Source organism: Calditerricola yamamurae (genome assembly GCF_054654135.1).
Genome location: NZ_BAAIFH010000004.1, coordinates 248,032 through 272,920 on the forward strand (window position 1 = coordinate 248,032; position 24,889 = coordinate 272,920).

At 57.5% G+C, this 24,889-nt stretch carries 21 protein-coding genes, 1 tRNA gene and 1 pseudogene; 11 read left to right on the forward strand and 12 right to left on the reverse strand.

What is annotated here, in order from left to right:
* Window positions 1-549: 549 nt before the first annotated feature.
* Entirely contained in the window at window positions 550-1,827 is a 1,278-nt protein-coding gene (locus tag ACYQ0Z_RS02580; RefSeq protein ID WP_459864149.1) for a methyl-accepting chemotaxis protein, read from the reverse strand.
* Window positions 1,828-2,675: 848 nt separating this feature from the next.
* Between ACYQ0Z_RS02580 and ACYQ0Z_RS02585 the strand changes: the two genes are divergently transcribed.
* Both ACYQ0Z_RS02585 and ACYQ0Z_RS02590 read left to right on the forward strand, forming a co-directional pair.
* On the forward strand, window positions 2,676-3,287 hold the full coding sequence (locus ACYQ0Z_RS02585) for a hypothetical protein (RefSeq protein ID WP_459864151.1): 612 nt from the start codon (window positions 2,676-2,678) through the stop codon (window positions 3,285-3,287).
* Between the two features lie 13 nt (window positions 3,288-3,300).
* Window positions 3,301-3,909 carry a hypothetical protein gene (locus ACYQ0Z_RS02590; protein WP_459864153.1) on the forward strand — a complete coding sequence of 203 codons (609 nt, stop codon included), beginning with the start codon at window positions 3,301-3,303 and terminating at the stop codon, window positions 3,907-3,909.
* A gap of 625 nt (window positions 3,910-4,534) precedes the next feature.
* Here the strand turns inward: ACYQ0Z_RS02590 and ACYQ0Z_RS02595 are convergent.
* The 4 genes from ACYQ0Z_RS02595 to queF all read right to left on the reverse strand — a co-directional run bounded on the left by ACYQ0Z_RS02595 (window position 4,535) and on the right by queF (window position 6,659).
* Entirely contained in the window at window positions 4,535-4,714 is a 180-nt protein-coding gene (locus tag ACYQ0Z_RS02595; RefSeq protein ID WP_459864155.1) for a toxin-antitoxin system HicB family antitoxin, read from the reverse strand.
* Window positions 4,715-5,313: 599 nt separating this feature from the next.
* Window positions 5,314-5,913, reverse strand: a complete 600-nt coding sequence (locus ACYQ0Z_RS02600) for a sulfite oxidase-like oxidoreductase (protein ID WP_459864157.1) — start codon at window positions 5,911-5,913, stop codon at window positions 5,314-5,316.
* Window positions 5,914-5,951: 38 nt separating this feature from the next.
* Window positions 5,952-6,194 carry a YqgQ family protein gene (locus ACYQ0Z_RS02605; RefSeq protein ID WP_459864159.1) on the reverse strand — a complete coding sequence of 81 codons (243 nt, stop codon included), beginning with the start codon at window positions 6,192-6,194 and terminating at the stop codon, window positions 5,952-5,954.
* An 18-nt stretch (window positions 6,195-6,212) separates the two neighbouring features.
* A complete protein-coding gene (gene queF, locus ACYQ0Z_RS02610) occupies window positions 6,213-6,659 on the reverse strand; it encodes a preQ(1) synthase (RefSeq protein ID WP_459864161.1) in 447 nt (148 codons plus the stop codon).
* A gap of 189 nt (window positions 6,660-6,848) precedes the next feature.
* On the opposite strand from queF, the gene selA reads away from it, so the two are divergent.
* The gene (gene selA / locus ACYQ0Z_RS02615; protein ID WP_459864163.1) at window positions 6,849-8,276 is read left to right on the forward strand and encodes an L-seryl-tRNA(Sec) selenium transferase; all 1,428 of its coding nucleotides are present in this window, start codon (window positions 6,849-6,851) and stop codon (window positions 8,274-8,276) included.
* Window positions 8,277-8,406: 130 nt separating this feature from the next.
* Entirely contained in the window at window positions 8,407-9,678 is a 1,272-nt protein-coding gene (locus ACYQ0Z_RS02620) for a glycoside hydrolase family 18 protein (protein ID WP_459864165.1), read from the forward strand.
* Between the two features lie 127 nt (window positions 9,679-9,805).
* Here ACYQ0Z_RS02620 and ACYQ0Z_RS02625 read toward each other — a convergent pair.
* Window positions 9,806-9,902, reverse strand: a tRNA-Sec gene (locus tag ACYQ0Z_RS02625).
* 192 nt (window positions 9,903-10,094) lie between these two features.
* On the opposite strand from ACYQ0Z_RS02625, the gene ACYQ0Z_RS02630 reads away from it, so the two are divergent.
* The 6 genes from ACYQ0Z_RS02630 to ACYQ0Z_RS02655 all read left to right on the forward strand — a co-directional run bounded on the left by ACYQ0Z_RS02630 (window position 10,095) and on the right by ACYQ0Z_RS02655 (window position 16,436).
* Window positions 10,095-11,315 (forward strand): MFS transporter, encoded by a 1,221-nt coding sequence (locus ACYQ0Z_RS02630; protein ID WP_459864167.1) that lies wholly within the window; start codon window positions 10,095-10,097, stop codon window positions 11,313-11,315.
* Window positions 11,315-13,237, forward strand: coding sequence for a selenocysteine-specific translation elongation factor (selB, locus tag ACYQ0Z_RS02635; RefSeq protein ID WP_459864169.1), 1,923 nt, complete (start codon window positions 11,315-11,317; stop codon window positions 13,235-13,237). Before ACYQ0Z_RS02630 ends, selB begins: the two co-directional genes overlap by 1 nt.
* Entirely contained in the window at window positions 13,216-13,542 is a 327-nt protein-coding gene (locus ACYQ0Z_RS02640; RefSeq protein ID WP_459864170.1) for a hypothetical protein, read from the forward strand. Before selB ends, ACYQ0Z_RS02640 begins: the two co-directional genes overlap by 22 nt.
* Window positions 13,543-13,842: 300 nt before the next feature.
* Window positions 13,843-14,340, forward strand: coding sequence for a cation:proton antiporter regulatory subunit (locus tag ACYQ0Z_RS02645; RefSeq protein WP_459864172.1), 498 nt, complete (start codon window positions 13,843-13,845; stop codon window positions 14,338-14,340).
* 3 nt (window positions 14,341-14,343) lie between these two features.
* The gene (locus ACYQ0Z_RS02650; RefSeq protein WP_459864175.1) at window positions 14,344-15,585 is read left to right on the forward strand and encodes a cation:proton antiporter; all 1,242 of its coding nucleotides are present in this window, start codon (window positions 14,344-14,346) and stop codon (window positions 15,583-15,585) included.
* Window positions 15,586-15,860: 275 nt separating this feature from the next.
* Window positions 15,861-16,436, forward strand: a complete 576-nt coding sequence (locus ACYQ0Z_RS02655; protein WP_459864177.1) for a hypothetical protein — start codon at window positions 15,861-15,863, stop codon at window positions 16,434-16,436.
* Window positions 16,437-16,647: 211 nt separating this feature from the next.
* Here the strand turns inward: ACYQ0Z_RS02655 and ACYQ0Z_RS02660 are convergent.
* Window positions 16,648-17,988, reverse strand: a pseudogene (locus tag ACYQ0Z_RS02660) (IS1182 family transposase); the annotation flags it as partial.
* Between the two features lie 132 nt (window positions 17,989-18,120).
* Here ACYQ0Z_RS02660 and ACYQ0Z_RS02665 point away from each other — a divergent pair.
* Window positions 18,121-19,167: a carbon-nitrogen hydrolase family protein gene (locus tag ACYQ0Z_RS02665; RefSeq protein WP_459864179.1), complete on the forward strand. Its 1,047-nt coding sequence runs from the start codon at window positions 18,121-18,123 to the stop codon at window positions 19,165-19,167.
* Window positions 19,168-19,251: 84 nt separating this feature from the next.
* Here the strand turns inward: ACYQ0Z_RS02665 and ACYQ0Z_RS02670 are convergent, their stop codons facing one another.
* From ACYQ0Z_RS02670 to ACYQ0Z_RS02690, 5 genes are read right to left on the reverse strand one after another with little or no spacing between them, the layout of a single operon-like run.
* Window positions 19,252-20,760 carry a leucyl aminopeptidase gene (locus ACYQ0Z_RS02670; RefSeq protein WP_459864181.1) on the reverse strand — a complete coding sequence of 503 codons (1,509 nt, stop codon included), beginning with the start codon at window positions 20,758-20,760 and terminating at the stop codon, window positions 19,252-19,254.
* 42 nt (window positions 20,761-20,802) lie between these two features.
* A complete protein-coding gene (locus tag ACYQ0Z_RS02675; RefSeq protein ID WP_459864183.1) occupies window positions 20,803-21,186 on the reverse strand; it encodes a DUF309 domain-containing protein in 384 nt (127 codons plus the stop codon).
* Window positions 21,187-21,209: 23 nt separating this feature from the next.
* Window positions 21,210-21,905 carry a pirin family protein gene (locus ACYQ0Z_RS02680; protein ID WP_459864185.1) on the reverse strand — a complete coding sequence of 232 codons (696 nt, stop codon included), beginning with the start codon at window positions 21,903-21,905 and terminating at the stop codon, window positions 21,210-21,212.
* Window positions 21,902-23,122, reverse strand: a complete 1,221-nt coding sequence (locus tag ACYQ0Z_RS02685; RefSeq protein WP_459864187.1) for an MFS transporter — start codon at window positions 23,120-23,122, stop codon at window positions 21,902-21,904. Before ACYQ0Z_RS02685 ends, ACYQ0Z_RS02680 begins: the two co-directional genes overlap by 4 nt.
* Before the next feature lie 41 nt (window positions 23,123-23,163).
* On the reverse strand, window positions 23,164-24,453 hold the full coding sequence (locus ACYQ0Z_RS02690; protein WP_459865079.1) for a bifunctional diguanylate cyclase/phosphohydrolase: 1,290 nt from the start codon (window positions 24,451-24,453) through the stop codon (window positions 23,164-23,166).
* Window positions 24,454-24,889 lie beyond the last annotated feature (436 nt).

Here is a 24,889-nt window from a genome sequence, read left to right on the forward strand (position 1 = left end):
ATGTTCTTCAGTCGTGGAACCGCCACTAACCTGCCACGATACGGGAGGACATCTGCGCGAACGTCGGATTTGCACACATCATCCATCCGGGATTCTCTTTTCGGAACTTCCATCACGACAACCCGCGCGCGATCGCAGAACGGGGATGGAGGGAACATCGATCGCGAAAAATGGCGAAACGCCCTTCTTTTACATATTTTCAAGCACACAGAGGTATTGTATAATACTTTCCTCTCATTGTCCAGGGATTTCCCATCCCTTCACTCCGGAGCAGACCGATTTCGGGCGGCCGCTTTGGGAAGCAGAGAAATTCCTCATGAGAATAAAGTTGACGAAATTTATAAGGATAGGGTTGGTTACATGTTATGAGGATGGTAAAATAGAAAGCGGCTGAGGACGATTATCAATCCTCAGCCACAAGCGGAAGTGTCTGGCGCAACGGACACCTTCTTCGGAGCAAGTTTCAGGCACTTTCTTGTATGCACTGCACTTGTGGTTTTCTGTAATTCCGGCTTTTTTGCCGGACTTTTTGTTTTGTCCCGTACGCCTTTACGCCGTTTTGAACCGGGCAATTTCGCGGTTGAGCAGTTCAACCATTTCCGTGAGCTGTTGCGCCGCTTGGGCAACTTCCTCGATGGCCCGCGTCTGCTCTTGCGCGATCGAGTTCACGGTTTGTGCACCGGCCGCCGTCTGTTGGCTCATCGCGGAGATGTTCTCGATGGTCTGGACGAAGGTATCTTTGTTGCGGTTCATCTCGTCCATTGCGGATGCCACGCTTTCCATCTCCGTATGAATGTGCTCAACGGACTGCAGGATGCTTTGGAACGTCTTTTTGGTTTGTTGCACAATGTCATGCTGCTGGCGGGCCATATCCACCGTTTGGCCAATCGACCGGACGGACGATTCCACCTGCTGATGGATGGCCTGCACCACGCCATCGATCTCCCGGGCCGCCTTGGAAGATTGGTCGGCGAGTTTGCGCACTTCAGCGGCCACGACAGCGAATCCGGAACCGTGCTCACCGGCTCGTGCAGCCTCGATGGCGGCATTGAGCGCGAGCAAGTTGGTTTGGTTCGCGATCTCTTTTATCGTCGTGGTAAAGGACGTGATCCGGTTCATCTGGTCGATGAGGGCTTGAATCTCGGCCGTCACGCGCTCGGCTACGGAAACATTTTCTTCGGAAGCGCTTTCCAAATCCGCCATGGCGGCATAACCTTCTTTCCCGGCCCGGGTTGTTTCGGCGACGGCCTGTTTTACGTTTACGGCATTCGCGGCAACGCGTTCCAGGGAGCGCGCAAACTCCGTAACAATTCGAGAACCGTGTTCCGTTTCTTTGGCTTGATTGACCATCGCGTCGGCAATCTCGCCAATGGTTCGCCGGATCTCTCCCGCCTGAGCCGTCGTCTCTTCCGCCACCGCCGCGAGACCGGTTGCGGCTTCTTCGATGCTCTGGAAGCGTTCGCGGTTGGAGGCAATCAACGTGCGGAGGCGATCAATCGTTTCATTAAAATGGACAGCCAGTTTGTCAATTTCATCCCCATCCCGGACGTCGATGCGCAGGGAAAGGTCGCCATCGGCCAAGCGGACCATCGCCAGACGAAATTGATTCAGCCGTTGCTCAATCGCACGGGCAAAAAAATACGTTCCGGCCACACATCCCGCAAGGATCAAGAAGCCGATGCCCAGTAAGGTGATCAAGTAACGCAGGTGGATGGGGATCAAGAGCCAGAAGCACGCGGTGTAGAGCAGGATGGTGCACAAAACAACGAGGGCAATGTACGAAGAGAGCTTCCATTTGAGCGGCAAAGCACGCAACCAACGTTTCATAAAATTGGATCACCCCTCCTTCTTTGAAAAATATTTCTTTTTAAGAAACAGTACCAAAGACTCACTGCTTTCATTATAGGAAAGAAAACAAAACTGCATTCAATAGGACAAACTTCCTAGGTTAAAATAGTTCGAATCACCCAATTTCAATTTGGAAATCAACAAAAGGACATCCCGCCTCACCACTCCGTGAGACGGGATGCACCGTCACGATGTTCTCAATCCCATGCGAACCTCTGTTCTTTCCACGGATCTCCGTGGCTCTCTCTACGTAACCATTAGCCCCCTTTGCCCGAACAATCACCGTCATTCTTCGACGGCCCACCATGGCCTTCCTGTCTCCGGGTCCGGATACTTTGGTTTGCCACACCGGACACAGCGAAGCACACCGTCGATCCAACATCACTTCCTTGCAGCTTTCCAGCGGCATACGTCGGGCACGCCCCAGTACGCGAAGCGCCAGGGATCGTACTGCTGTAGCGCGCGGTCGTCCTTCCGCGTATTGTTTCACCCTCCGCTACTTGTCCGGCATGGTCACGAGGATGTTGATGAGCGCGAAGGTGCGCACCGCTCGGCGCTCGTAGTAGTAGGCCCGTACGTGGTCGGTGTCGACGCGCAAAAGCCGGACGCGACACTGGCTGATCTGGCCGGCACGGCCGACTTAATTGTCGAATGATGTCTAAATCGATAGATATTTATTTTTGATCTAAGTGTTGAATCTTACGTGTAAAGTTCCTAAAATTGAAATCGGAAGGAAGGGAGGTGATAAATTTTATCTGAATGGAAATTTTAATGTATTATTAACATATTTGTTGAAAAAACATAAATGAAAAGGAGGAAAGGGAATAATGGTTCTAAGTAAGATTAAAAAAATCGTATCTATACCCGTCACTACCATTGCTTTATTGTCGACGCTACTCGTGGGTTCTGCTACTGCAGGAACTTGGAGTCCGAGCGTGCAATGGGGGCCTCAAGAAGGATCGTATTCTCCAGATTGGGGGAATACAGCGCTTTATGAGTATACGAACAGCTCCGGGCAATTGATGGTTTCCCCGCAAGCCCGCTTTCGGTTCACTCAAGACGCGGTAAATTCTATCCACAACTATTACCGCAATAACTCCTACTACTATACATTTGACATCTCGAATACAGATGAATATAACACGACTGTAAGTGCAGTAAATATTTTTTACAGTACGTTACCGAATCCTCACTACGATATTGATGATGACCCTGAACTTTACGGCGGCAATGGCTACTATGATGAAACCGAGGTAGTTTGTCTAGCTCCGCTATCCATCGTAGCAAACACAGACTACCGCTTCGAATCGCATTTTAGGGTTTACAGTAAAGCTACTACCTATTTCGAATACGGTTCACAAATGAGCTATTATCTTGGGTTTGGTGAATACGATACAAAGTATTTCGATGTTCACCTAACTCGTAAATACCCCTGGTAATGGAGGGATTAAAATGAACAAAAAAATTGTGGCCTTCGCTGCATTCCTTGTACTTCTTGTCGGCGTGGGCTATGCGGTCACTGATGCAGAAACTCTAAAAAAACAAAAATTCAATCCTATTTCTTCCTACCACGAAATCGCTAAAAGCAAATCAAACCTGATTGAATACAAAAACAAAGTGGAAGAAAAACTAAAAGAACTTAATAATGAAGCTTCTTCCGAAAAAGAAGTTTTTGTAACCCTTACCTTCACCAAACCCCTTAACGAAGGCGAATTGGCTAACTTGGTTAGTAAGTACAACATAAAGGTCGACCAAATTAAGGGACGTGCGATTGAAAAAGGAACAGGCTTAAAAGCCACCTTTGGCCTAAAACCTGTTGAAGGACAACTCATCGACAAAATCGCTTTAGAAAACATTCTGTCTCAAAACGAAGCAGTGTTCAAAGGATTTATTGAAGCTGTCGTCGTAATAAAAAACAAAGATCTACAAGAACTGAAGAACGAAAAGCTTGTATACCTAGCTGACCCGTCTGCTGATGAGCATTTTGTATCTAACCCCAAACATGATTCAATGCCGGGCGTTTACTGGGAGCTGGAAAAATACAATCTTGTTGCTAATTAACCCATCAGCCGCACGGGTTTCCCGTGCGGCTAACCTTCTTTGTCTTACTGAGCAAATCAAACAGGGGGGATACTTTAATGAAAACTCTTCGGGACTTCATAATAGGATTTGTGATTTCTTTTTCAATCATATTATCGTTAACTTTTATTGGCTTTATAAGTTCATATGCAGAAATTAACATCATCGGAGACATATTTGGACCCATTTACAGGGCTATTAATAAACCTTTTAGACCTATGTGGGAACTAATAGGACTTCTTGATAACGTAGAGAATCCAGGAAACTTATTAGATTTATTTATTCCCATTATATTTTGGGGATTAATAGGCGGGTTAATCGCGGTAGTAATGCGTAAGATTAGATTAAGATTAGATCTCTAATAAAGGAATAATGACCAATTTAAGATAAGTTTTCTTTACACTTACTAATTGAGAACCTCGCATTCAAAGTGAATTGATATCTACAAACTTCAGATCAGTCCATAAGAGGACGATCTCCTCAAAGGAATTCAGAAGAAATACCATTGAACAACAAAAAAGTCCCCTGCACAATTCCGGAGGGGGGCCACTTCCATCAGACGGGCAGGTCCTTTTCTTCCCCCTGCTCGTCTTGCCTTTCAACTTGCTCAGCTGTACAGCACGTATTGATTGAGGGACAAACCTTCCCGCTGCGTCTCGATAACCAGGCGCTGGCGCAGGCTCTTGAGAATTTGGACGCGGAATTGCCCACTGTAGGCTTGGCTCTCCGGAACCGGTTCGGGGATCAGCTCACCGTACCCCTGCTTAACTTCCAGATACCCTTCCATGGCCTCGCGGATATTCTTCAGTGCTTCCTCGGGCGTATCTCCATCGCTCTGGCATCATCCGTCGAGCTCCATAACACGGGCGAATTAATACTTCCCACTTTCATCGCGAATCTTCTGCAACATGATGATGTAGGGTAAATCAAGATAGTATTGAAGGTCCTTCTTATCCACGTTTGCCATACATAGGAGGCTGGGGTAAACTTGGTGTAAGGGGAGAGGGAGAACTTACGCCCTCCCTATCAGGCGGAGCATTTGCTTGACATACACCATTCGAACAGGGTTTCGCTTCGGGATTGTGAACGTGTTCTCCGCGACGTTTCGGAACTGGTGGTGAGGCCCTCTAATCCTGACCAAAAAGTCGATGTAACTCCGGATGATACCGTAAACTGGGACAAACACCTAAAGGATCATTGGAACTTCATTGACGAAAAACACAAGAAAATAGGACATTTTCGACGAGATCGTGTCAACGTCGTCGGGAAATCGAAAGTCGGACCTGGACAGGTCCCGAAATCAGCATCGTTCTTGTTTAAAACAAATGACAAGGGGCGGCAACGATGGCCGCCCATTTTGTTTCCCCGATGGGAACGTCAATCCCCTCAGTCCCAAGCGTACCTTTGTTCACGCCACGGATCCCCTCGCATGTGGTAGCCGTTCCGCTCCCAGAAGCCGGGCTTGTCCTCGGGAAGAAACTCGATCCCCCGCACCCATTTGGCGCTCTTCCAAAAGTACAGATGAGGGACCACCAACCGAACCGGCCAGCCGTGCTCGGGGGTCAAGTCCTGGCCGTTGTGCTTGATGGCAAACAGGTTGTCCTCGCGCAGAAAATCGTCGAGAAGCAGGTTGGTCGTCCAGCCGTGCTCGGCGTGGATCATCACCGCTTTGGCTTCCGGTTTTACCGTGACGAGCTTCACCACTTCCGTCACCGGCACGCCTTCCCACGTGTTGTCGAGCTTCGACCACCCGGTGACGCAATGGATGTCGTTCGTGCGCACGACGCGAGGCAGAGCCATAAACTCGTCGTACGACAGCACCTTTTCCCCTTCCTCGATCAGCCCGAAGATGCGGAAATTCCATTCCTTGCGCACGTCCCGGTACACCGGCACATCGCCGTAGTGCAGCACCGGCCACCCCGTCACCACATTTTGGTGGGGTGGAACGCGACCGGCTCGCTCCTCTTGCCGCTGCTTCATACGCATCCCTCCTCCCGCCGTACCTTTTCCGCCATTTCTTCGGCCTACTCTTCCTCTGAAGGTTGCACCCGCGTTGCCTGCGACCGCTCGCGGGACGCCTCGGCCAAAACGCGCGTCAGCGCCGCAAAGGTGTCCCGATCGATCAACTTCGCCTCATACAGCTCCCACACCTCATCGCGCATGAGGTCCAGGTCGCCTTCCGCGTCCCCCGTGTATACGTAAACCCCAAATTGCCGCAAAAACGCGCGCACGTCGGCGAGGTTCCGGATGGCGTGTTGGGGCCACATCGGCCATCCCCCGCTCTCTCACACTTCCCCAAGGAGTGCCGATCGATACCCGTCCTTCCGATGGCGTACCAGGCACCGCGTGCTCAGGCCGCCGCGCGGGTTCCACACCGCCTCCACTTCCATCCACAGCGGGTCCAGGAGCGCGACCAGGTCGTGCAAGATTCGCTGCGTGGCGTGCTCTTGGTAAATGCCCACGTTGCGGAACGACGTGAGGTAAAACTTGAGCGACTTCATCTCGACCAGCTTCTCGTTGGGAATGTAGCGGATGGTGATTTCCGCGAAGTCGGGCAGCCCCGACCAGGGGCACACCGACGTAAACTCGGACGTCGGGATCTCGACCAGGATCTCCTTGCCCACGTATTCGTATGGAATCGTCTCCAGGATGTTCGTCAGGATGACATCTTCTCCTTGTATGTCAAAGCGGATGTTCTCGTACTTCTTGTGGTCCACCTCGTGCTTGGCCATCGCGCACCCCTCCTCGATTCCCAGGTTTGCCGCATTCCAGTTCGATGCCATCATACCAAAAATGATCCCCCAACAAAAGCAACGTCCCATCCCCCAGCAGGGCGCCCCGTTTGCGCTCCCATTCCCGTTTCTCTACAATGGAAGCACAATGTCCAACCTTGATAACCCCGGGGAAGGGGGGAACCAACCGTGTCGTCCCTACACGAACGCTTGCGGGCGCTGCCGGCCGTTCACCAGGTATTGACGGATCCGGCGGTCATCCGGGCGTGCGAGGTTTGGGGAATCGACCGCGCCCATGCCACGCGCGTCATCCAGAAAACGATCGCTGCCTTGCGCGAGGCGTTGCGGAGTGGGGAGCGCACAGCCATCACGCGGGAGGAAGTGGCCGACGCCTGCGTCGCCGCGCTGCGTGACTTGGCCGCTCCCCGCCTTCGCCCGGTGATCAACGGCACGGGGATCGTCCTGCACACCAATCTCGGTCGGGCCGTTTTGGCGGCCGAAGCAGCGGAAGCAATGACGCAAGCGGCGCGCCATTACACCAACCTGGAATTTGAGCTGGCCTCCGGCACGCGTGGTTCGCGCCACGCGCTGGTGGAAGGGCTCATTTGCCACCTCACCGGCGCCGAGGCGGCAATGGTGGTAAACAACAACGCCGCCGCCGTGCTCCTTGCCCTCCGCGCGCTGGCTGCGGGAAAGGACGTGATCGTCTCGCGCGGCGAGCTGGTGGAGATCGGCGGGTCGTTCCGCGTGCCGGACATCATGGCCGAAAGTGGTGCCCGCCTGGTCGAAGTGGGCACCACCAACCGCACGCGCCTGGCCGATTACGAACAGGCCATCACCGACGAAACGGCGCTCCTCCTCAAGGTCCACCGCAGCAACTTCCGCATTGTCGGATTCACCGAATCGGTTTCCGCCGCCGAATTGGCCGTGCTGGGGCAGCGGCGGGGCATCCCTGTATATGAAGACCTGGGCAGCGGCGTCCTATTCGACCTGCGTCCCTTCGGCATCGGGAACGAGCCGACGGTCCAAGACAGCCTGCAAGCGGGCGTGGCCCTCGTGTCCTTCAGCGGGGACAAGCTCCTCGGAGGCCCCCAGGCAGGCATTCTGGCCGGACGGCGCGATCTCATTCAACGGCTCAAGCGCCACCCCTTGGCCCGGGCGCTGCGCTGCGACAAATTTACGCTGGCTGCCCTTGAAGCCACGCTGCGCCTGTACCTTGACCCCGAACGGGCCAAAGCGCGCATCCCCACACTGCGCATGCTTTTGGCCACCCCGTCGGAAATCGCCGCGCGCGCTCGACGATATGTGGCGGAAATCGCGCGGTATTACCCGGGAAATGTCGAACTGTTCGACGACCATTCCGAAGCGGGCGGCGGCTCCCTCCCCGGCGTCACGTTACCGACGGTGGTGGTCGCCTTCGGGCCACATCCCGATTGGCCGGCGCACCGGCTGGAACGCCGCTTCCGCCTCGGCGATCCGCCCGTTGTGGGGCGCGTTAAGGACGACCGCTTCCTCCTTGATTTCCGGACCATCCGCGATGAAGACCTCCCCGCGCTGGTGGCGCGCACCCGCGAGCTTCTGACACGCGACAGCAACAACACCCCGTCACACCCGTGATCCTGTCCGAGTCGGCCCATGTGCCGGCTCGCCCCGTTTTGGGCGAACACCTCCCGCGTACGGCACGCTGCCCACCCCTTCCGAATAGGGTAATAGGGTAGGAGCAGCAAGGCACAAAGGAGGCATTCGGGTGTTCATTCACGTCGTGCAACAAGGGGAGACCATCTGGCAGATCGCCCAGCGCTACCGGGTGAGTCCCGACACCATCGTCCGGGCCAACCAGCTCCCCAATCCTGACCGGCTTGTCATTGGCCAAGCACTGGTCATTCCGGTCCCCGATCGCCACGTGGTGCGGCCGGGGGAAAGCCTCTGGAGCATCGCCCGGCAATATGGCACCACCGTTGACGCCCTCGCCAGGGCCAACCGCATCGCCGATCCGGCGCGCATCTTCCCCGGGCAGGTCCTCGTCATCCCGGAACGACAAAAGCCGACCATTGAAGTGAACGCCTTCCTGGAAATCATGGGGGCCCGGGGGCAGCAGCTCGTGGGGGAAGTGGGCGCCGGACTCACCTATCTCAGCCCGTTCAGCTACCAGGTGCGGGCCGACGGGAGCCTGAATCCCCTGTCCGATGAGGCCGTTCTCGCCACCGCGCGACAGCAGCGTACCGCCCCGCTGATGGTGATCACCAACTTTGCAGACGGACGGTTTCGTTCCGACATTGCCCGCACCGTATTCACCGACCCCGCCGTGCAGGAACGCCTGCTCACCGGGATTCTGAACACCATGCGCGCGAAAGGGTACCGCGGGCTGAACATCGACTTCGAATACGTGTATCCCGAAGACCGCCAGCGGTACAACCAATTCCTCCGCCGGATAACAGAGCGGCTGCGCCCCGAAGGATACCTCGTCTCCAGCGCATTGGCCCCTAAAGAGCGCGCCGACCAACCCGGCTTGCTGTATGAAGCCCACGACTACCCCGCGCACGGGGCCATATTGGATTTCGTGGTCCTGATGACCTACGAATGGGGCTGGTCGGGGGGACCGCCCATGGCAGTGGCGCCGGTTAACCGAGTGCGGCGCGTGCTGGACTACGCGGTTACGGCAATCCCTCGCGGCAAGATCCTCATGGGCATGCCGCTTTACGGCTACGACTGGACCCTGCCCTACGTGCGGGGAGGCCCCTTTGCGCCGAGCATTAGCCCGCAGGAAGCGATTCAACGCGCCGCGCGCTATGGCGCGACCATTCAGTATGATTCCCAAGCCCAGGCACCCTTTTTCCGCTACATCGACGCGCAAGGCCGCCAACACGAAGTCTGGTTTGAAGACGCGCGCAGCGCACAAGCCAAATTCGATCTGGTCAAGGCATACCGGTTGCGCGGCATCAGCTATTGGGTGCTGGGAAATGCCTTTCCGCAAAATTGGTTGCTGCTGTTGGACAATTTTCAGGTCCGAAAGCGGTGATCACGGAAGCCGGTCGCGTCCCGGCACGTTACACGCACCACGAAACACAACAGGCCGTCCGTTTCCGGATGGGCGTCATCCGGGAAGTGGACGGCCACCATGTTGTGGTATCATGGAAGGCAAATGGTGGCGGGAGCGTGTGGGAATCGAACCCACCGGACCCGGCACGCGGGTCCTGCTCGGCTTTGAAGGCCGGAGGGGGCACCAGCCACCCAACCGCTCCCATCTCCATCGGCACCGGGTGAGGATCCCGGGGCGCCGTCTACGCCCTTGTCCTCACCCCACCAGTATACCCCAACACTCCCGCCCGCTCAATCGGCCTTGCCTCCATCCGGCACGCTCAACGGAGGCAGGATTTTTTCTTTCGATTCCCGAATAAACAAGAAGAAACCATGCGTTGCAGAAGGGACTTGACGATGGAAACCTGGCAACGGAACCTGTACATCCTCATGGCCGCCCAAGGACTGGTACAAGCCGCGATGTCGATGGTCGTGCCCTTCTTGCCCCTGTACCTGTATGATCTGGGAATGTCCAATCCGGCGCAGGTGCAGCGGTGGGCCGGCCTCATTTTTGGCATCAACTTTCTGTCGGCCTTCATCATGGCCCCCATCTGGGGCAGCTTGGCCGATCGCTACGGCCGCAAGATCATGATCCTCCGCTCGGGCTACGGCATGGCGGTGATCACCACGCTGATCGCCTTTGCCACCAGCCCCGTGCACCTGTTGCTGCTCCGCTTCCTCAACGGAACGATCTCCGGCTTCATCCCGGCCTCGGTGGCGCTGACCGCCACCAACACCCCCCGGGAGCACGTCGGGTACGCCCTCGGCATGCTGCAGGCCGGCGGTATCGCCGGAGCCATATTGGGACCGTTTTTCGGCGGCGTGTTAGCCGAATGGATCGGCATCCGCCATGTGTTCTGGCTCACCGGTCTCCTGCTCGCCCTTGCAACAACGGTGGTGCTTCTTTTCGTCAAGGAGATTGCCAAGCCTGATCCCAAGAAAAACGGGACAAGCCTTCGCGTCAGCGCCGCGATCATCTTCCACTCCCCGACCCTGCTGCTCCTGTTCGCAACGGCCCTGGTGGTGCAGTTTGCCATGATGGGCCCCTCTCCGCAGATGCCGCTATTCGTCAAGGAGCTCGGCGCGCCGGGCGGATACGTCAGCTTCTTTGCCGGTCTGGTCATCGCCGCGGCCGGGGTGGCCAACCTGCTCGCCTCCCCTGTACTCGGCCGGTGGTCCGACCGCTACGGCGCCCACCGCGTGCTTGTCGGCGCCTCGTTGGCCGCCGCCCTGCTGACCCTGCCGCTCGCCCTTTCGGTCAACGTGTGGCAGCTCCTCGCCTTTCGCTTTCTGCTCGGTCTCGCCGCCGGGGGCCTCTTGCCCGCACTGCACGCGCTGGTGCGAAAACACGCCCCGGCGGGAATGGAGAGCACCGCCTTCGGCTACCAGACGAGCGCCCTCAACCTGGGCAACCTGCTCGGTCCCTTGAGCGGCGGGCTGCTCACCGGATGGATCGGCTTCCGCGGCCTGTTCGCCGTCACCGCCGTCCTGCTATTCGGCAACGCCCTGCTCCTGTGGGCCTTTCGCCGGCGCTTTGTTCCTTCGACCACCGTCGCACCGCGGAAGGAGGGCTGCTGATGAACGCACCCTACTGGTTGGTCGGCGTCGCCGGCCACATCGACCACGGCAAGACGACGCTGACCAAAGCGCTTACCGGCATCGACACCGACCGGCTCAAGGAGGAAAAGGAGCGCCAGATCTCCATCGAGCCGGGTTACGCTCATCTCACCCTGCCCAGCGGCAAGCGGGTGGGCTTCGTCGACGTCCCGGGACACGAGCGGTTCATCCGCCAGATGGTCGCCGGCGTGGTCGGCATTGACGTCGCGCTTCTGGTCGTCGCCGCCGACGAAGGGGTAATGCCGCAGACGCGCGAACACCTGGCCATCCTTGAACTGCTCGGCATCAAGCGGGGACTCGTCGCACTGACGAAAACGGACATCGTGGACGCCGACATGCTCGCCCTCGCCCGTGAAGACGTAGCCGCCACCGTGGCCGGAACCTTCCTCGCCGGCGCGCCGATCGTGCCGGTCAGCGCCGTCACCGGAGCGGGACTCGACGCCCTGGTTGCCGCCCTCGACGGCGTGCTGGATGAACCCCCGGACCGGCCGCTGCACGGGCCGGCGCGCCTCCCCGTTGACCGCGCCTTTGCGCGCAAGGGGTTCGGTACCGTCGTTACGGGAACGCTCTTCCAGGGCACCGTCCGCCCCGGCAACGAGCTGGTCGTCCTGCCGAAAGGCCGCCGCGTGCGCGTGCGGGGCATCCACGTCCACGGCGAGCCGCAAGAAGCCGCCGTTGCCGGCCAGCGCACGGCCCTCAACCTGGTTGGCATCGAGGCCGCCGAGGTGCGCCGCGGCGACGTGGTCGCCACGCCGGGAGCATTCACACCCACAGACCGCCTCGATGTGGCCTTGCGCCTCCTCCCCGACGCCGCGCCGCTCAAGCAGCGCGCCCCCATCCGCCTCTTTGTGGGCACCGCCGATGTCCTGGGACGAATTGTCTTCTTCGACCGCAACACCGCCCAACCCGGTGACGAGGCACTCTGCCAGCTCGTGCTGGATGAGCCGGTGGTGGCCGCCCGTGGGGATCGCTTCATCCTGCGCCGTCCCTCCCCGCCGCTCACCCTCGGCGGCGGAGAGGTTCTCGACCCACACGCGCCTAAACACCGCTTCGGCCCGGCCACCATCGCCCTGCTGGAGAAAAAGCGGCAAGGTGATCCGGCCCAGCAGCTGTTGTGGCTCCTCGAGGAAGCGGGAGCCCTGCCGGCACAGGAGGTGGCAAACCGCATCAACCTCCCCCTCGACGCGGTACAAGACCATGCCGCACGCCTCGCCGCGGACGGACAGGTGCGCCTCCTGGCCGCATCCGGCCAGGAGAGCGACCCGCTGCTCGTCTCCGCAGCGGCGTGGGCCCAGTGGAGAGAGCGGGCTCAGGACGAGCTGGCACGGTACCACCGCGAGCGCCCCCTCCTTGCCGGCATGGCCAAGGCGGCCCTGCATTCGCGCGTGCTGCCGAACGTGGATGCAAAAGCGTGGGACGCCCTGTGCGCGGCATGGGAAGAAGAGGGCTGGCTTCGCAAGGACGGCGAGCTCGTCGCCCTGGCCTCCTTTGCGCCGCACGTTCCCGAGCGGCTCAAGCCGCTTGTCGACGGCCTGCTGGCGGAATGGGAACAGGCCGGCCTCCATGCGCCGGACTGGCGCGCGCTGTGCCGGGTCCATCACCTGGCCGAGCGCGACGCCGAAGACCTGCGTACGTACCTCCTGGCATCCGGACAAGCCCAGCCATTAGACAACGACCGCATCGTCCCGTCGGCGGCCGTGCGCGACGCCCTGCGCGCGCTGTGGAACACCACCGGCCAACAAGGTCGGTTCACCATTCAGGAGGCACGCGATATCCTCGGCCTGTCGCGCAAAACGCTCATCCCGCTCCTCGAGCTGGCCGACCGGCTTGGCTACACGCGCCGGGAAGAGGCGGTACGGGTGTGGGTGAAGGAGCCGGGATAACAACCGGCACGGAAGCTACACCCGAATCGATCAAGAATGGAAAAGCGGTTCCTCCGCTCCGGCGAGGAACCTTCTTTTCTGTTTGGGGAAGCTTTTTACGAGCAACCCGCTGGTCACTGGGTTATTCGACAGCAACCACTTATCGATATAGTCTTGATGGTGTTAGGGATAAATTTGAAATAGACGCAAGCACAATGGCAATAAAACAATCATTTGTGACATGCGGTGGTTATATCTCAATTCGCCCATACACAATGTTTGGAACAACGAAAATTGATCTCGATCAAGTCCAAATTTCTGTGTAAAATTGCCCCTCGGCTCGAACAGGCTTATCCCAAAAATTCCATACGGTAGTAAGGGAATGGACCCTAGCTGACCCGCTGCTTTCGATACCTTCCGTCTCCGTTTTGGTCGCTAGCTGCAGGAATTGTGCGAACGGGCAAAGGCGGGCATCCAATGGGACCACAACGTCCTGAACCTGAAGAGTCATTTCCCAATTTGCATCGAACGATGTACTTTTCCTCTCCTTTCAGCTAACATAAGTTATAACTGAACAGAAACCAAGCACAGGGCAAGAACAAGCGAATGGTAAGGAGGACGCCACTATGACCAACATTCGCGAGTCGGATCTCCCGGGGATTGGGCGGAAATTCCAGATCGACACCCGTAGCGGGGATAAGCTGGTCATCATCATTCATGATGACGGCAGGCGCGAACTTTACCACTTCGACCCCGAAGATCCGGACAGCAGCATTTCCATGGTCACCCTGGATGACGACGAGGCGCGACAAGTGGCCGGCATCATCGGCGGCCTGACCTACAGGCCCAAAGCCTTGGAATCCGTCGAGGTGGCCCTCAACGACCTGGTCATTGAGTGGTACAAGGTGGAACCCAACTCCACGTGTGTGGGTCGAACGATCGGCGAACTCCAGATCCGGAAACGAACGGGATCCACAATCATCGCGGTAATCGATAAAGATCAGAAGCAAACGGTGAACCCGGGGCCGGACTACGTGCTGAAGGCCGAAACCATTTTGGTTGTGATGGGCGAGCGCCAACAAATCAAAGCATTTAAACAACTCGTATCCAATGGGAGCGAATAAGACATGGAACACATCGTTTTCGAGGTTGGCCTCGCCCTTACCCTCATGGCGGTTGCGGGGTATATCTCCATCCGCCTTCGCTTCTCGATTATCCCGTTCCTGATTCTGATCGGTATGGCCGTCGGCCCCCATGCTCCCCAGTTCGGCATGGTGGATTTGCGCTTCATTCAAAGCGCTCCCCTGATCGAGTTCATGGGGCGGCTGGGGGTCCTCTTCCTGCTCTTCTACGTGGGCTTGGAATTTTCCGTGAGCCGACTGATCAGGGCAGGACGGTCCATCGCCATTGGCGGTACCATCCATGTCGGGCTGAACTTCGTTCTCGGGTTATTGTTCGGCTGGATGATAGGATGGCCGCTCAAGGAGATCTTGATGGTGGCCGGTATTGTAACGGTTTCATCCAGCGCCATTGTGGCCAAGGTACTGGTCGACCTCAAACGCACGGCAAACCCCGAAACCGAGATGATTCTCGGTATTATCATGTTCGACGACGTCTTCCTGGCCATCTACCTCTCGATCCTGTCGGGTCTCCTCTTTAGCGGCGCCACCTCGGTGGGCGGTGTTATCCTTTCGGGAGGCATCGCACTGGGCTTCATGCTAGCCATCCTGGCTCTTGGACGGGTGGCCGTCCCCTGGCTGAATCGGGCTCTGAACATCGGTTCAACGGAAGTCTTTTTGTTGGTTGTATTTGCGGCCCTCTTTCTGATCAGCGGATTTGGTGAAACCCTCCATGTCGCTGAGGCCATTGGGGCTCTGCTCGTGGGCTTGGTGCTCGGGGAAACCGAACATCGTAAACGCATCGAGCACCTTATCTTGCCGCTAAGAGAAGTATTTGGTGCAATGTTCTTCTTTAGCTTTGGGTTATCCATTGACCCGAGGACGCTAGGCGGGGCAGTCTTGCCCGCGCTCGGCGCCGTGTTGCTCACGTTGGTCGGCAACTTCACTGCGGGAATGCTGGCCGGTCGTAGTGCCGGTCTGTCACCGAAGGCCGCTGCCAACATCGGGCTTACGATCGTCGCCCGCGGCGAATTCTCCATCATCCTGGCAAACCTCGGGAAGTCGGCCGGTCTCTTGTCCATCCTCCAACCCTTTGCTGCCCTCTATGTCCTCATCCTCGCCGTCTTCGGACCGCTCCTCGCCAAGGAGTCAAAAACCATCTTCACCACCCTAAACAAGGTATTCAAGTGGCAACCCTCGAGGGAGACAAAGACGTCAACTGCACCACCCGTAAAAAAAGAGCACGATTAAGGGGGAATCCCCTCCCCGTTCGGAGCCACGCCGCCCCAGAAACTTCACGGAAAAGATTTCCGATGGGGCGGCGTGGCTCTAACGGTTCGGCTACCCACGAAAGTCGGTGGCAGTTTTCCACACCCTTTCGCATAAGATGACGAAACATAAATAATGTTATGATGATAAGGCGGGAACAAGGAAACCGAGGACGTGGGAATGGCATTCGAACTCACCTTCGCGCGTTAACAATCTTGATTAAGGGGCGTTGTTCCGAAATGAAAAGGTTGACCTTTATGCTCTTGTTGCTCACCTCCTTAAGTTTCGGCATTCTTTTCACCACAGCAAACTTCTCCACCGATCACCAGCAACGCGTCTCCGAAAACCAGGTTGTCGCGAGAGGAAAAGGTTTTGTTATACAGGCGAAAGATTTTGTTGAATACAAGACCCATGTGAAAACCATGCTTGAGACAGCAGGGAGACCTTTTGACACAAGCAACAACGACCTGATCAAAGAAATGATCCAGCGCGAACTGCTGATCCGTTACGCTGAAGAAAAAGGAATTCGGGTAACCGACGAGGAAGCACGCCAATTCCTCCAAGAACAGCGCACCGCTTGGGATCAATCACCCGAGGCACGGCGCTACTTAGACGCGCTGATCCGCGCCAAGGGTTTCACCTCCAACGATGCCTACTGGAACGATCCCAGCACTTTGCAGATGTACAAACGAACTCTTCTCCTCGAGAAGTTGCTCGAATACCTGCACCAAACGGGGAAACTCAATGAAAACCAGACGCTCGAGAATCTCGAAGCGGAATTATACGAACGCGCAAACATCCACATTGACACCAACGTCCTGAGCCAACTATGAGGGGAGACGACGGCACGCGTTGACATCTTCCGCAGAGAAACGCGATAATTAAAGCAATATTCCGCAATTGGCACACGGAGGAACGAAAGGCGAAGAACTTCGCCTCAGACTGCAGACAAACTCCCTCGGTGCCAACGCAGCCGAGGGAGTTTTCATGTCGTCTGAGTACGAAAAGGACACCGAAATGAAGGGCATGGCGCCCTGTTTTTCCTAACCTCCATAACCAATTCGCCAGCTTTTTTAAATTCATACAAGCAAAAACAAGCATCGCCTGCATTGTCACTTTTTCCAACCCACGTAAAGTGGTCCAACGCAAGCCATGCTTCTCCTTGAGATCCGCAAATACACGCTCAATCGTTTCCTTTCGGCGTGCATATAGGCGTTTATTCACTTCTGTATGGCGCAAGTGCTCCACTTCTTCCATGTAATGGGCCCAGATATGGCGGCTCACACGCTTAACCGCGTCGTGGCTTTCTGTGCACTGGGAGCGGAATGAACAAGATCGACAGGTCGTGGCATCGGAACGGTAGATTCGGTAACCCTCACGGGTCGTGGTTTCGTAGGTAAGCACTTGTCCGGCAGGACAAAGATAGCAATCGTAGTACTCATCGTACACGTAATCCTGCTTTCGATACCTTCCGTCTTTTGTGTGGGGACGGGTATACGGCATGACCGGACGGACCTGTTGGTCCAAGAGGTACTTGCTGATATAGGGTGTTTTATACCCTGCATCCACCGCGACAGCGCTGGGTTTTCCGACGTGCTTGACGGCTTGCTCGAACACTTCTGTGAAGACCTGACTGTCATGAACGTTGGCAGCCGTGACGACGGCACTGACGACAAAGCCGTTTTGGTCGCTGGCCGCATGGAAGGAGTAAGCGAACGTCTGTTCCTTTTCGTTTTTGACAAACCAGCCGCTGTCCGGATCGGTGGTGCTTTTTTTCACCTCCTTCCAGACGGCTTTAGACTTTTTTGGCAACGGCTTTTTCCCGTGCGCTTCGCGGTCCTGGTTGATTTCCTCTTCGAGAAGTTCTTGATATTTCTTGCCTTCTTCCTGGACAAGCCGCTTGATGAATTTTCTCTTGTTGGCGTTGGCTTTGACATGGGTGGAATCGATATACAACACGGAAGGGTCGACCAGCCCATGATGGCAGGCTTCTTCAAGAATGCGCGTGAAGATCCTTTCAAAGAGGTCGGTACCCTTGAATCGGCGGACATAGTTTTTGCCAAACGTCGTGAAATGGGGGATGGGCTGGGTGAGATCGTATCCCAGAAACCACCGGTAGGCGAGATTGGTTTCGATTTCTTTGATGGTTTGACGCATGGAACGGATGCCGAACAGATACTGGATGAGCACCATTTTGATGAGGACAACGGGATCGATGCTGGGTCTTCCGTTGTCTGGGCAGTAACGATCTTCCACTAGTTCGTAGATAAACGAGAAGTCGATGGCGTTTTCGATTTTGCGAACCAGGTGATCCTGAGGCACCAATTCGTCCAACGAAACAACGGTAAGCTGGTAACGGCCTTCGGCCGATTGTTTTCTCAGCATGTGGCCACCTCTGCATGATGGGATAAGAACTCTATTCGACAAAAAAGCGTGTAGACCTTGTACCTCCCGGTACTTTGTCTACACGCTGAGGCGAAGAACTTCGCCTGTCTTGGTGGAAAGGAAGGGGGAGCAATGGCCGTGGAAGTCCTGTCACCGGATCTGTCGAGTCGCGTACACCCGAGGCGCGAGAGCCTCGCGAACGAGCATGCCGTGCGAGTAGCCGTGATCCAGGCCGCGCCGGTTATCCTCGACCGCGAGGCCACAACGGCAAAGGTCTGCCGCCTCATCGCAGAAGCCGCCGCGCAAGGTGCCCGCCTGATCCTGCTCCCCGAGGCCATGATCCCCGCATACCCTCGGGGCATGACCTTTGGCACCGTAGTCGGACACCGCAGCGACGAGGGGCGGCGCACCTATGCGCGGTACTGGGACCAGTGCGTCGACGTGCCAGGTCCCGTGACCGAGGCCATTGGTGCAGCCGCCCGAGAGGCCGCCGCTTACGTCGCCATCGGGGTGGTGGAGAGAGTGCGCACGTACCGTGGCGGCACGCTGTATTGCACGCTGCTCTACTTCGGACCGGACGGCCGCCTGCTGGGCAAGCACCGCAAGCTGAAGCCCACCGGGGCCGAGCGCCTGATCTGGGGCGAGGGCGACGGCAGCACACTGACGGCAATCCGCACCGAATTCGGGACGGTGGGCGGGCTGATCTGCTGGGAGAACTACATGCCCCTGGCCCGCATGGCCATGTACCACAAGGGCGTTGACCTCTACCTGGCCCCGACGGCAGATGCCCGCGACTCCTGGCAAGCCACTATCCGTCACATCGCCTGCGAGGGGCGCTGTTTCGTCCTGTCCTGCAACCAGTTCGTCACCCGCGACATGATGCCGACAGACTGGGAGGAGATCGGCCTCGGCCCCGACATCCTCTGCCGCGGGGGCAGCGCCATCATCGACCCGCTGGGCAACTACGTGGCCGGCCCCCTCTACGATCAAGAAGGCATTCTCGTGGCCGACCTGGACCTCAATCGCATCACGGAAGCCCGCTACGATTTCGACCCGGTCGGGCACTACAACCGGCCCGACGTCTTCCGGTTGGTGGTCAACGAGGCGCCCGCACCGGCAGTTGAGCATACCGCTCCGAACGGTTTTCATCGCCCCCAATCGCCCATGCCAAACCGGTAAACCAAACCCGGCTTCATAACCCATTGCCCTGATACGAAAACGGGGTTCCGCATACGGAACCCCGTTCGCGTGACTGTCGTCCCTTCACGCCGTCCCGCTTCCCGACCGCGCCAACCGCTCGGCCAGCGCCACCAGCGTACGCACACCGGCGCCGGTGGCCCCTTTCTCGTGCAGGGGCCCCGCCTGATCCGCCCATGACGTGCCGGCGATGTCGAGGTGGGCCCACGGCGTGTCTTCGGCGAACGCGCCGACAAACAGGCCGCCCATGATGGGATGGGCTTTGCGCCCCGGCGCATTGTTGAGATCGGCCACCGGGCTCTTCAGTTTCTCGTAGTAGTGGGGAAAGTTGGGCAGCCGCCATAACAGCTCGCCGGCATCCCGCCCCGCAGCCAAGACCTCGTCGGCCCAAGCATCGTCGTTGGCGATCAGGCCCGTCACCTCGTTGCCCAAGGCGACGATCACGCCACCGGTCAGCGTGGCCACGTCCACAATGCGCTTGGCGCCCTGTTGCCGCGCGTACGTCACGGCGTCGGCGAGCAAAAGACGCCCTTCCGCGTCGGTGTTGCGGATCTCTACCGTGCGCCCGTCCAGCATGGTAATGACGTCCCCCGGCTTAAACGCCGTACCCGAGGGGCTGTTTTCCGCCGCCGGGATCAGCACCAGCAAATTGACCGGCAGCTTGAGCGCAGCCACGGCGTCCACCGCACCGAGGACGGCCGCCGCGCCGCCCATGTCCCCGACCATCTCGTGCATGTTTTCCCGCGGTTTGAGGCAGATGCCACCCGTGTCGAAGGTGACGCCCTTGCCGATGTACGCCGTCACGTCCGTCCACTCAGCCCGCCCTTGGTAGCGAATCACGGTGAAGGTTGGCGGCTCAGCGCTGCCCTTCCCCACGGCCACAATCCCACCCATGCCCCGCGCGGCAATGGCCTCGGCGTCGAGCACCTCATAGGCCAGACCGTGTCGCTCGGCCACCTCCACCGCCTTTTGCGCCAGGGCAGCCGGCGTGAGCACATTGCCCGGCAAATTCGTCAAGTCGCGGGCCAACACCGTACCCACGGCGTAGGCGGCTCCTTTGCGCAGCCCCTCCTCCCACGCCTCAGCGTCGGCTTCTACGATCACCGAAATCGCCTCCCACGACACATCGGGCTCGCTGTGCTTACGCAGCCCGCGGTACCGGTAGGCCCCAAGGCAAAAGCCCTCCGCCACGGCGTGGGCCGCCCGCTGCGGCGGCAGCTGCTTCGCGCTCGCGTGGGGGGCAACGATGGCCACCGTATGTGCCCCCAGCTTCCGCGCTTCCTTTGCTGCCCGGCCCGCCGCTTCCCGCAGGCGGGCAAAATCGAGCCCTTCCGGCTTGCCCAACCCAACAAACAGCAACCGCTTGGCCGGCAGCTTGCCGAGGGTGTACACCGGCGTCGCCGCACCGGAACGCGCAGGAAGATCGCCCTCCTGGAGAAGGCGGACCAGTTGCCCATCGAGCGCCCGATCCAAGGCGGATCCTCCCCCCTCAAGGGGTACACCTTCCATACCGAACAGCACCAATACGTCAGCCGAAACACCGGTTACCGGATCGCGGTGAACATGAAAACGCATGACCTTCTCCCCTTTCCCGTCGCGATAACGTCGTCATATCGTTTACCGTTCATCTTCCTCCAGCTGCAAGCGCAGTCGGGGCAACGACAAATGGCGCGCCTCTTCCCACGGAATGCGGTCCTGCGGCGGCAGCGCCGCCAGGCACCGGTCGATATACGCCACCACGCCGTCGATGTCGAGACTCCAGAACCGCGGGCGGTAAGGCTCCAAATAGCCCTTGGCTGACGAAAGCATCAGCCGCGCCCCGCGGAGGTTGCCCAGCTCGGCGTGGTAGAGGGCGACCGCCAGCTGCAGGAGCCCTTGCAGGAACTTGTTGTGCCGCTCTTCCATCCACAGCTCCTCGAGGAGGTCATGACAGGTGTAGTAGTCCCCCTCGTTGAAGCGGTCGAGGAACTCCAGATACTGTGGAGGGTAACGGTTGCCCACGATCGGCTCCCCTCATGCCCGTGTTACGGCAGATCAATCAAGATGAGTTCCGTATCCTCGCGCGCGGCGACCGAAAGGGCTTCCTCCGCCTCGATGCGCGCCTGATCCCCTGTACCCATCGCCACGCCATTGAGGTCGATCCCGCCGTCGATGACGTACAGAAACGCGCGCCGGCCGTCCGCCAAGGTGTGGGTTACCGTTTGACCGGCCTCGAGACGGGACACGTAAAAGGCCGCCGCCTGATGAATGCGCAGGGTGCCGTCGTGCCCCAGTCCGGACACCACCGGAAGCAACCGGTTTGTCCGCGCCTCGCGGGAAAAGGACCGCTGCTCATACCCCGGCGCAATCCCCCGCCTCTCCGGCAGCACCCAGATCTGCAACAGGTGCACCGGTTCGTCGCCATGGTTCCATTCCGAATGGACAATGCCCGTTCCGGCCGACATGCGCTGCACATCCCCAGCGGACAGCACGCCGCGATTGCCGAGGCTGTCTTCGTGCGTCAGCTCGCCCCGCAACACATAGGTGACGATCTCCATCTCCCGGTGCGGGTGCATCGGAAATCCGCTGCGCGGGGCGATGACGTCGTCGTTGAACACACGCAGCGGTCCAAAGGAGACATTGTTCGGATCATAATAGTGGTCAAACGAAAATAGCCAGTACGTTTGCAGCCAATTGTTTTCATAGCGATACCGCTCACGAGCGGGAATGTGGCGAATCATGCTTCCACACTCCTTTCTTCACGAAGCGTCGGTGTACGCGCGGAAGTCCGTCGTGCGCGCCTTTTCCAGTGCGAACCCCATGCCAGGGCAACATACCCGGCAAAGGGCCCCCCGATCACCCAGAACAGGGCCCACGGATGCAGATGCGACATGGCCAGCCCGCCGAGGTTCGGCCCGGCGATGCTCGCCACGCTAAAGCCAATGGTGCTCAGCGCGTTTGCCGTCGGCAGGAGGCTTTTCGGCACCAGGTCGGCCGCATACGCCAAGCCAAGGGTGTAGATCGACCCGACCAGCGCCCCCGCCACCGCCATCATCACGAGCAGCGGCATCCCGCGGCCAGCAGCGGGCATGAGGAAAAACAGCACGGCGCCGGCGGCGATCAGCAGGGGAAGAAGGCGAGCCCGCCCCCATCGGTCCCCGGCCATCGCCAAGGGAAGCTGCAGGACAAGACTGCTGATGGTAAACGCCGACAAGCTGACGGAAACCCATCCCTCCGCCAGGCCCGTACGTGCCCCGTACACGGGAAAGAGGCTGGTTAAGGTGGCCTCCATCCAACCAAACAGCGCCGGGGGAAGCAATGCCAGATAAGCCAGCCGCCATGTCCGCGCATAAAGGGAAAGACTCAGCGCAGGTCGACGATCGGAAACGCGCGGCGGCCGCTCGGACGGGTTGATCCACACGAGGCTCAACGCGACAACAAGAAACACCGCCGCTGCGGCAAAGGGCACCCACGGACCGAAGGCGAGGAGGGGCAGCACAAGCGGCCCGACGCCAAATCCGAGCCCGTACGCCATGCCGTACAGCGAAACGATTCGGCCCCGCCTGTCCGCCGGGGAACGGACCGTCAACCACAGGTGGGCGGCGTAATGCAAGATTTCCGCGCCCATGCCCGACAACACGCGCAAAACCACCCACACCGCCGGCGAGGTCCACAGGGGATAAAAAAAGAGCGTCCCGGCCAACAAACTGCCGCCGGTCACCAGCACGGAACGATAGCCCCATCGGCGGATCAGCCGTTCCGATAGGGGCGCCGCCACCATGATGCCCACATACAGAAACGCCGCATGCAGCCCGTTCGCTGCTGCCGACAAGCCCTGCCGTTCGAGCAGGAGGGCCAGCACGGGAAGGAGCATGCCTTGAACGGCGGCGACAATAAAGCACAGGCTGTAAAGCGGCCACGCATGAAAACGGCCATCCGATTCGGCGAAACGGCTCATGTGCATCACCTACAGATCATCATACCGCAGTGGGGGCCACTTTAGGAGGGAACATACCGGGAGATGGCCGTCTCGTGCATCATGGCGATGAACCGTTCCACGTAATAGGGGTCAAACTGCGTACCGGCACACCGCTTCAACTCGGCAAAGGCTTCGTCAAAGGTTTTGGTTTGCTGGTACGGGCGCTCCGTCGTCATGGCGTCAAAGGAGTCGATGATCGTTAAGATGCGGACCAGCTTGGGAACCTGCTCCCCTTTCAGCCCATACGGATAGCCGCGCCCGTCGAGCCGCTCGTGGTGCAACTCCACCAGCGGCGCGAATTCCTGTAGCGACGGATACGCAGTGATAATTTCTTTCCCCCAAATGACGTGCATCTGAATGAGACGCCACTCATCCTCCGTGGGCTTTCCCTTTTTGGTCAGGATGCTGCGCGGAATTTCCACCTTCCCGATATCATGAATCAACGCGCCGTACGCCAAAAGCCGCTGCTCCCGTTCATCCAGGCCCAGATACGTGCCAAACTGCAGGGCATACTGATACACTCGGCGACTGTGCTGGTAGGTGTACGGGTCCTTGACCTGAAACACCGAGATGAGGTTTTCGATCAAGGCTTTTACGGCGTCATCGGGCGTGATAAAAACACGGGCCAAGCAATCTTGGTAAATATGGACCTGGTTTTTCCCCTGCTTTTTGGAATAGTAGAGGGCAATGTCCGCTTTTTTGATCAGGTCATAGCGGTCAAGGGTTTCCACCGTGACCGTGCTAATCCCGCCGGAAAACGAGATGCATCCAAGGGGAAGCGCCTCAACACCGGGAAAGGGCGTGTCGTTGATCGCCTTGCGCATTGCCTGGGCCATTTGGTAAGCGGTTTCAACATCCGTCTGCGGCAAGATTACCGCGAATTCCTCTCCACCGTAACGAAAAACCATGTCCGTGGGCCGCACATGGGTGCGTAGCAATTCGGCAAACCGTTTCAGATACTGGTCGCCCTTGGTGTGGCCAAAGAGGTCGTTGTACTTTTTGAAGTCATCAAGGTCAAGAAGCAGCAGGCAGAGCGGCTTTCCCGTCTCCTTTGCCCGTTGCACCTCCTCCTCCAGCCGTTCGTGGAAATAGCCGTGATTGTACAATCCCGTTAGGGGATCGGTGATGGCTTTGTTTTTTTGCTCTTGATATAACTCATAGTAATTATTAAAGGAAATGGCAATTAACATTATGAAAATGACAAATAGAACAACTCCAATTATCCCATGGTAATAGAGTAAAGAAGATAACGTAATGGAAGATACAACCGATACAACATAGCGCATGTAATAATGTTTGACCATATTCATTATCGTAGTTAAAAAACGTTCACCAATAAACAATTTGGAATATATCCCTATCAATAGCAAATTGGTTATCAAATAAACAAATACTGCAAGGATATACGGTAAGAACCGGCTAAATCGTGGTTCACCTACTTCTCCGCCTGACAGGACAAAAACATGATAGCTGCTTATTAAAACCAAAGAATAAACGTTAAAGTTTATGATTACCTTCCAAATCTCTTTTCTCCTAATAAGTAAGTTTGTTATAGTTGCAATCGTCAAAATACATAATGTAGGAAAAATACCCGATACAAATATAGAAGCCAAATAAACAGATGAATCTAAGGACAACAATATTCTATTCTCTTTGTTTTTTAAAGGAATAGGAACAGCCTAAAAATCTAAAATAACAGCCGCTGCACTAAATACATAAATTGAAACCCACACTTTCCACTCATCA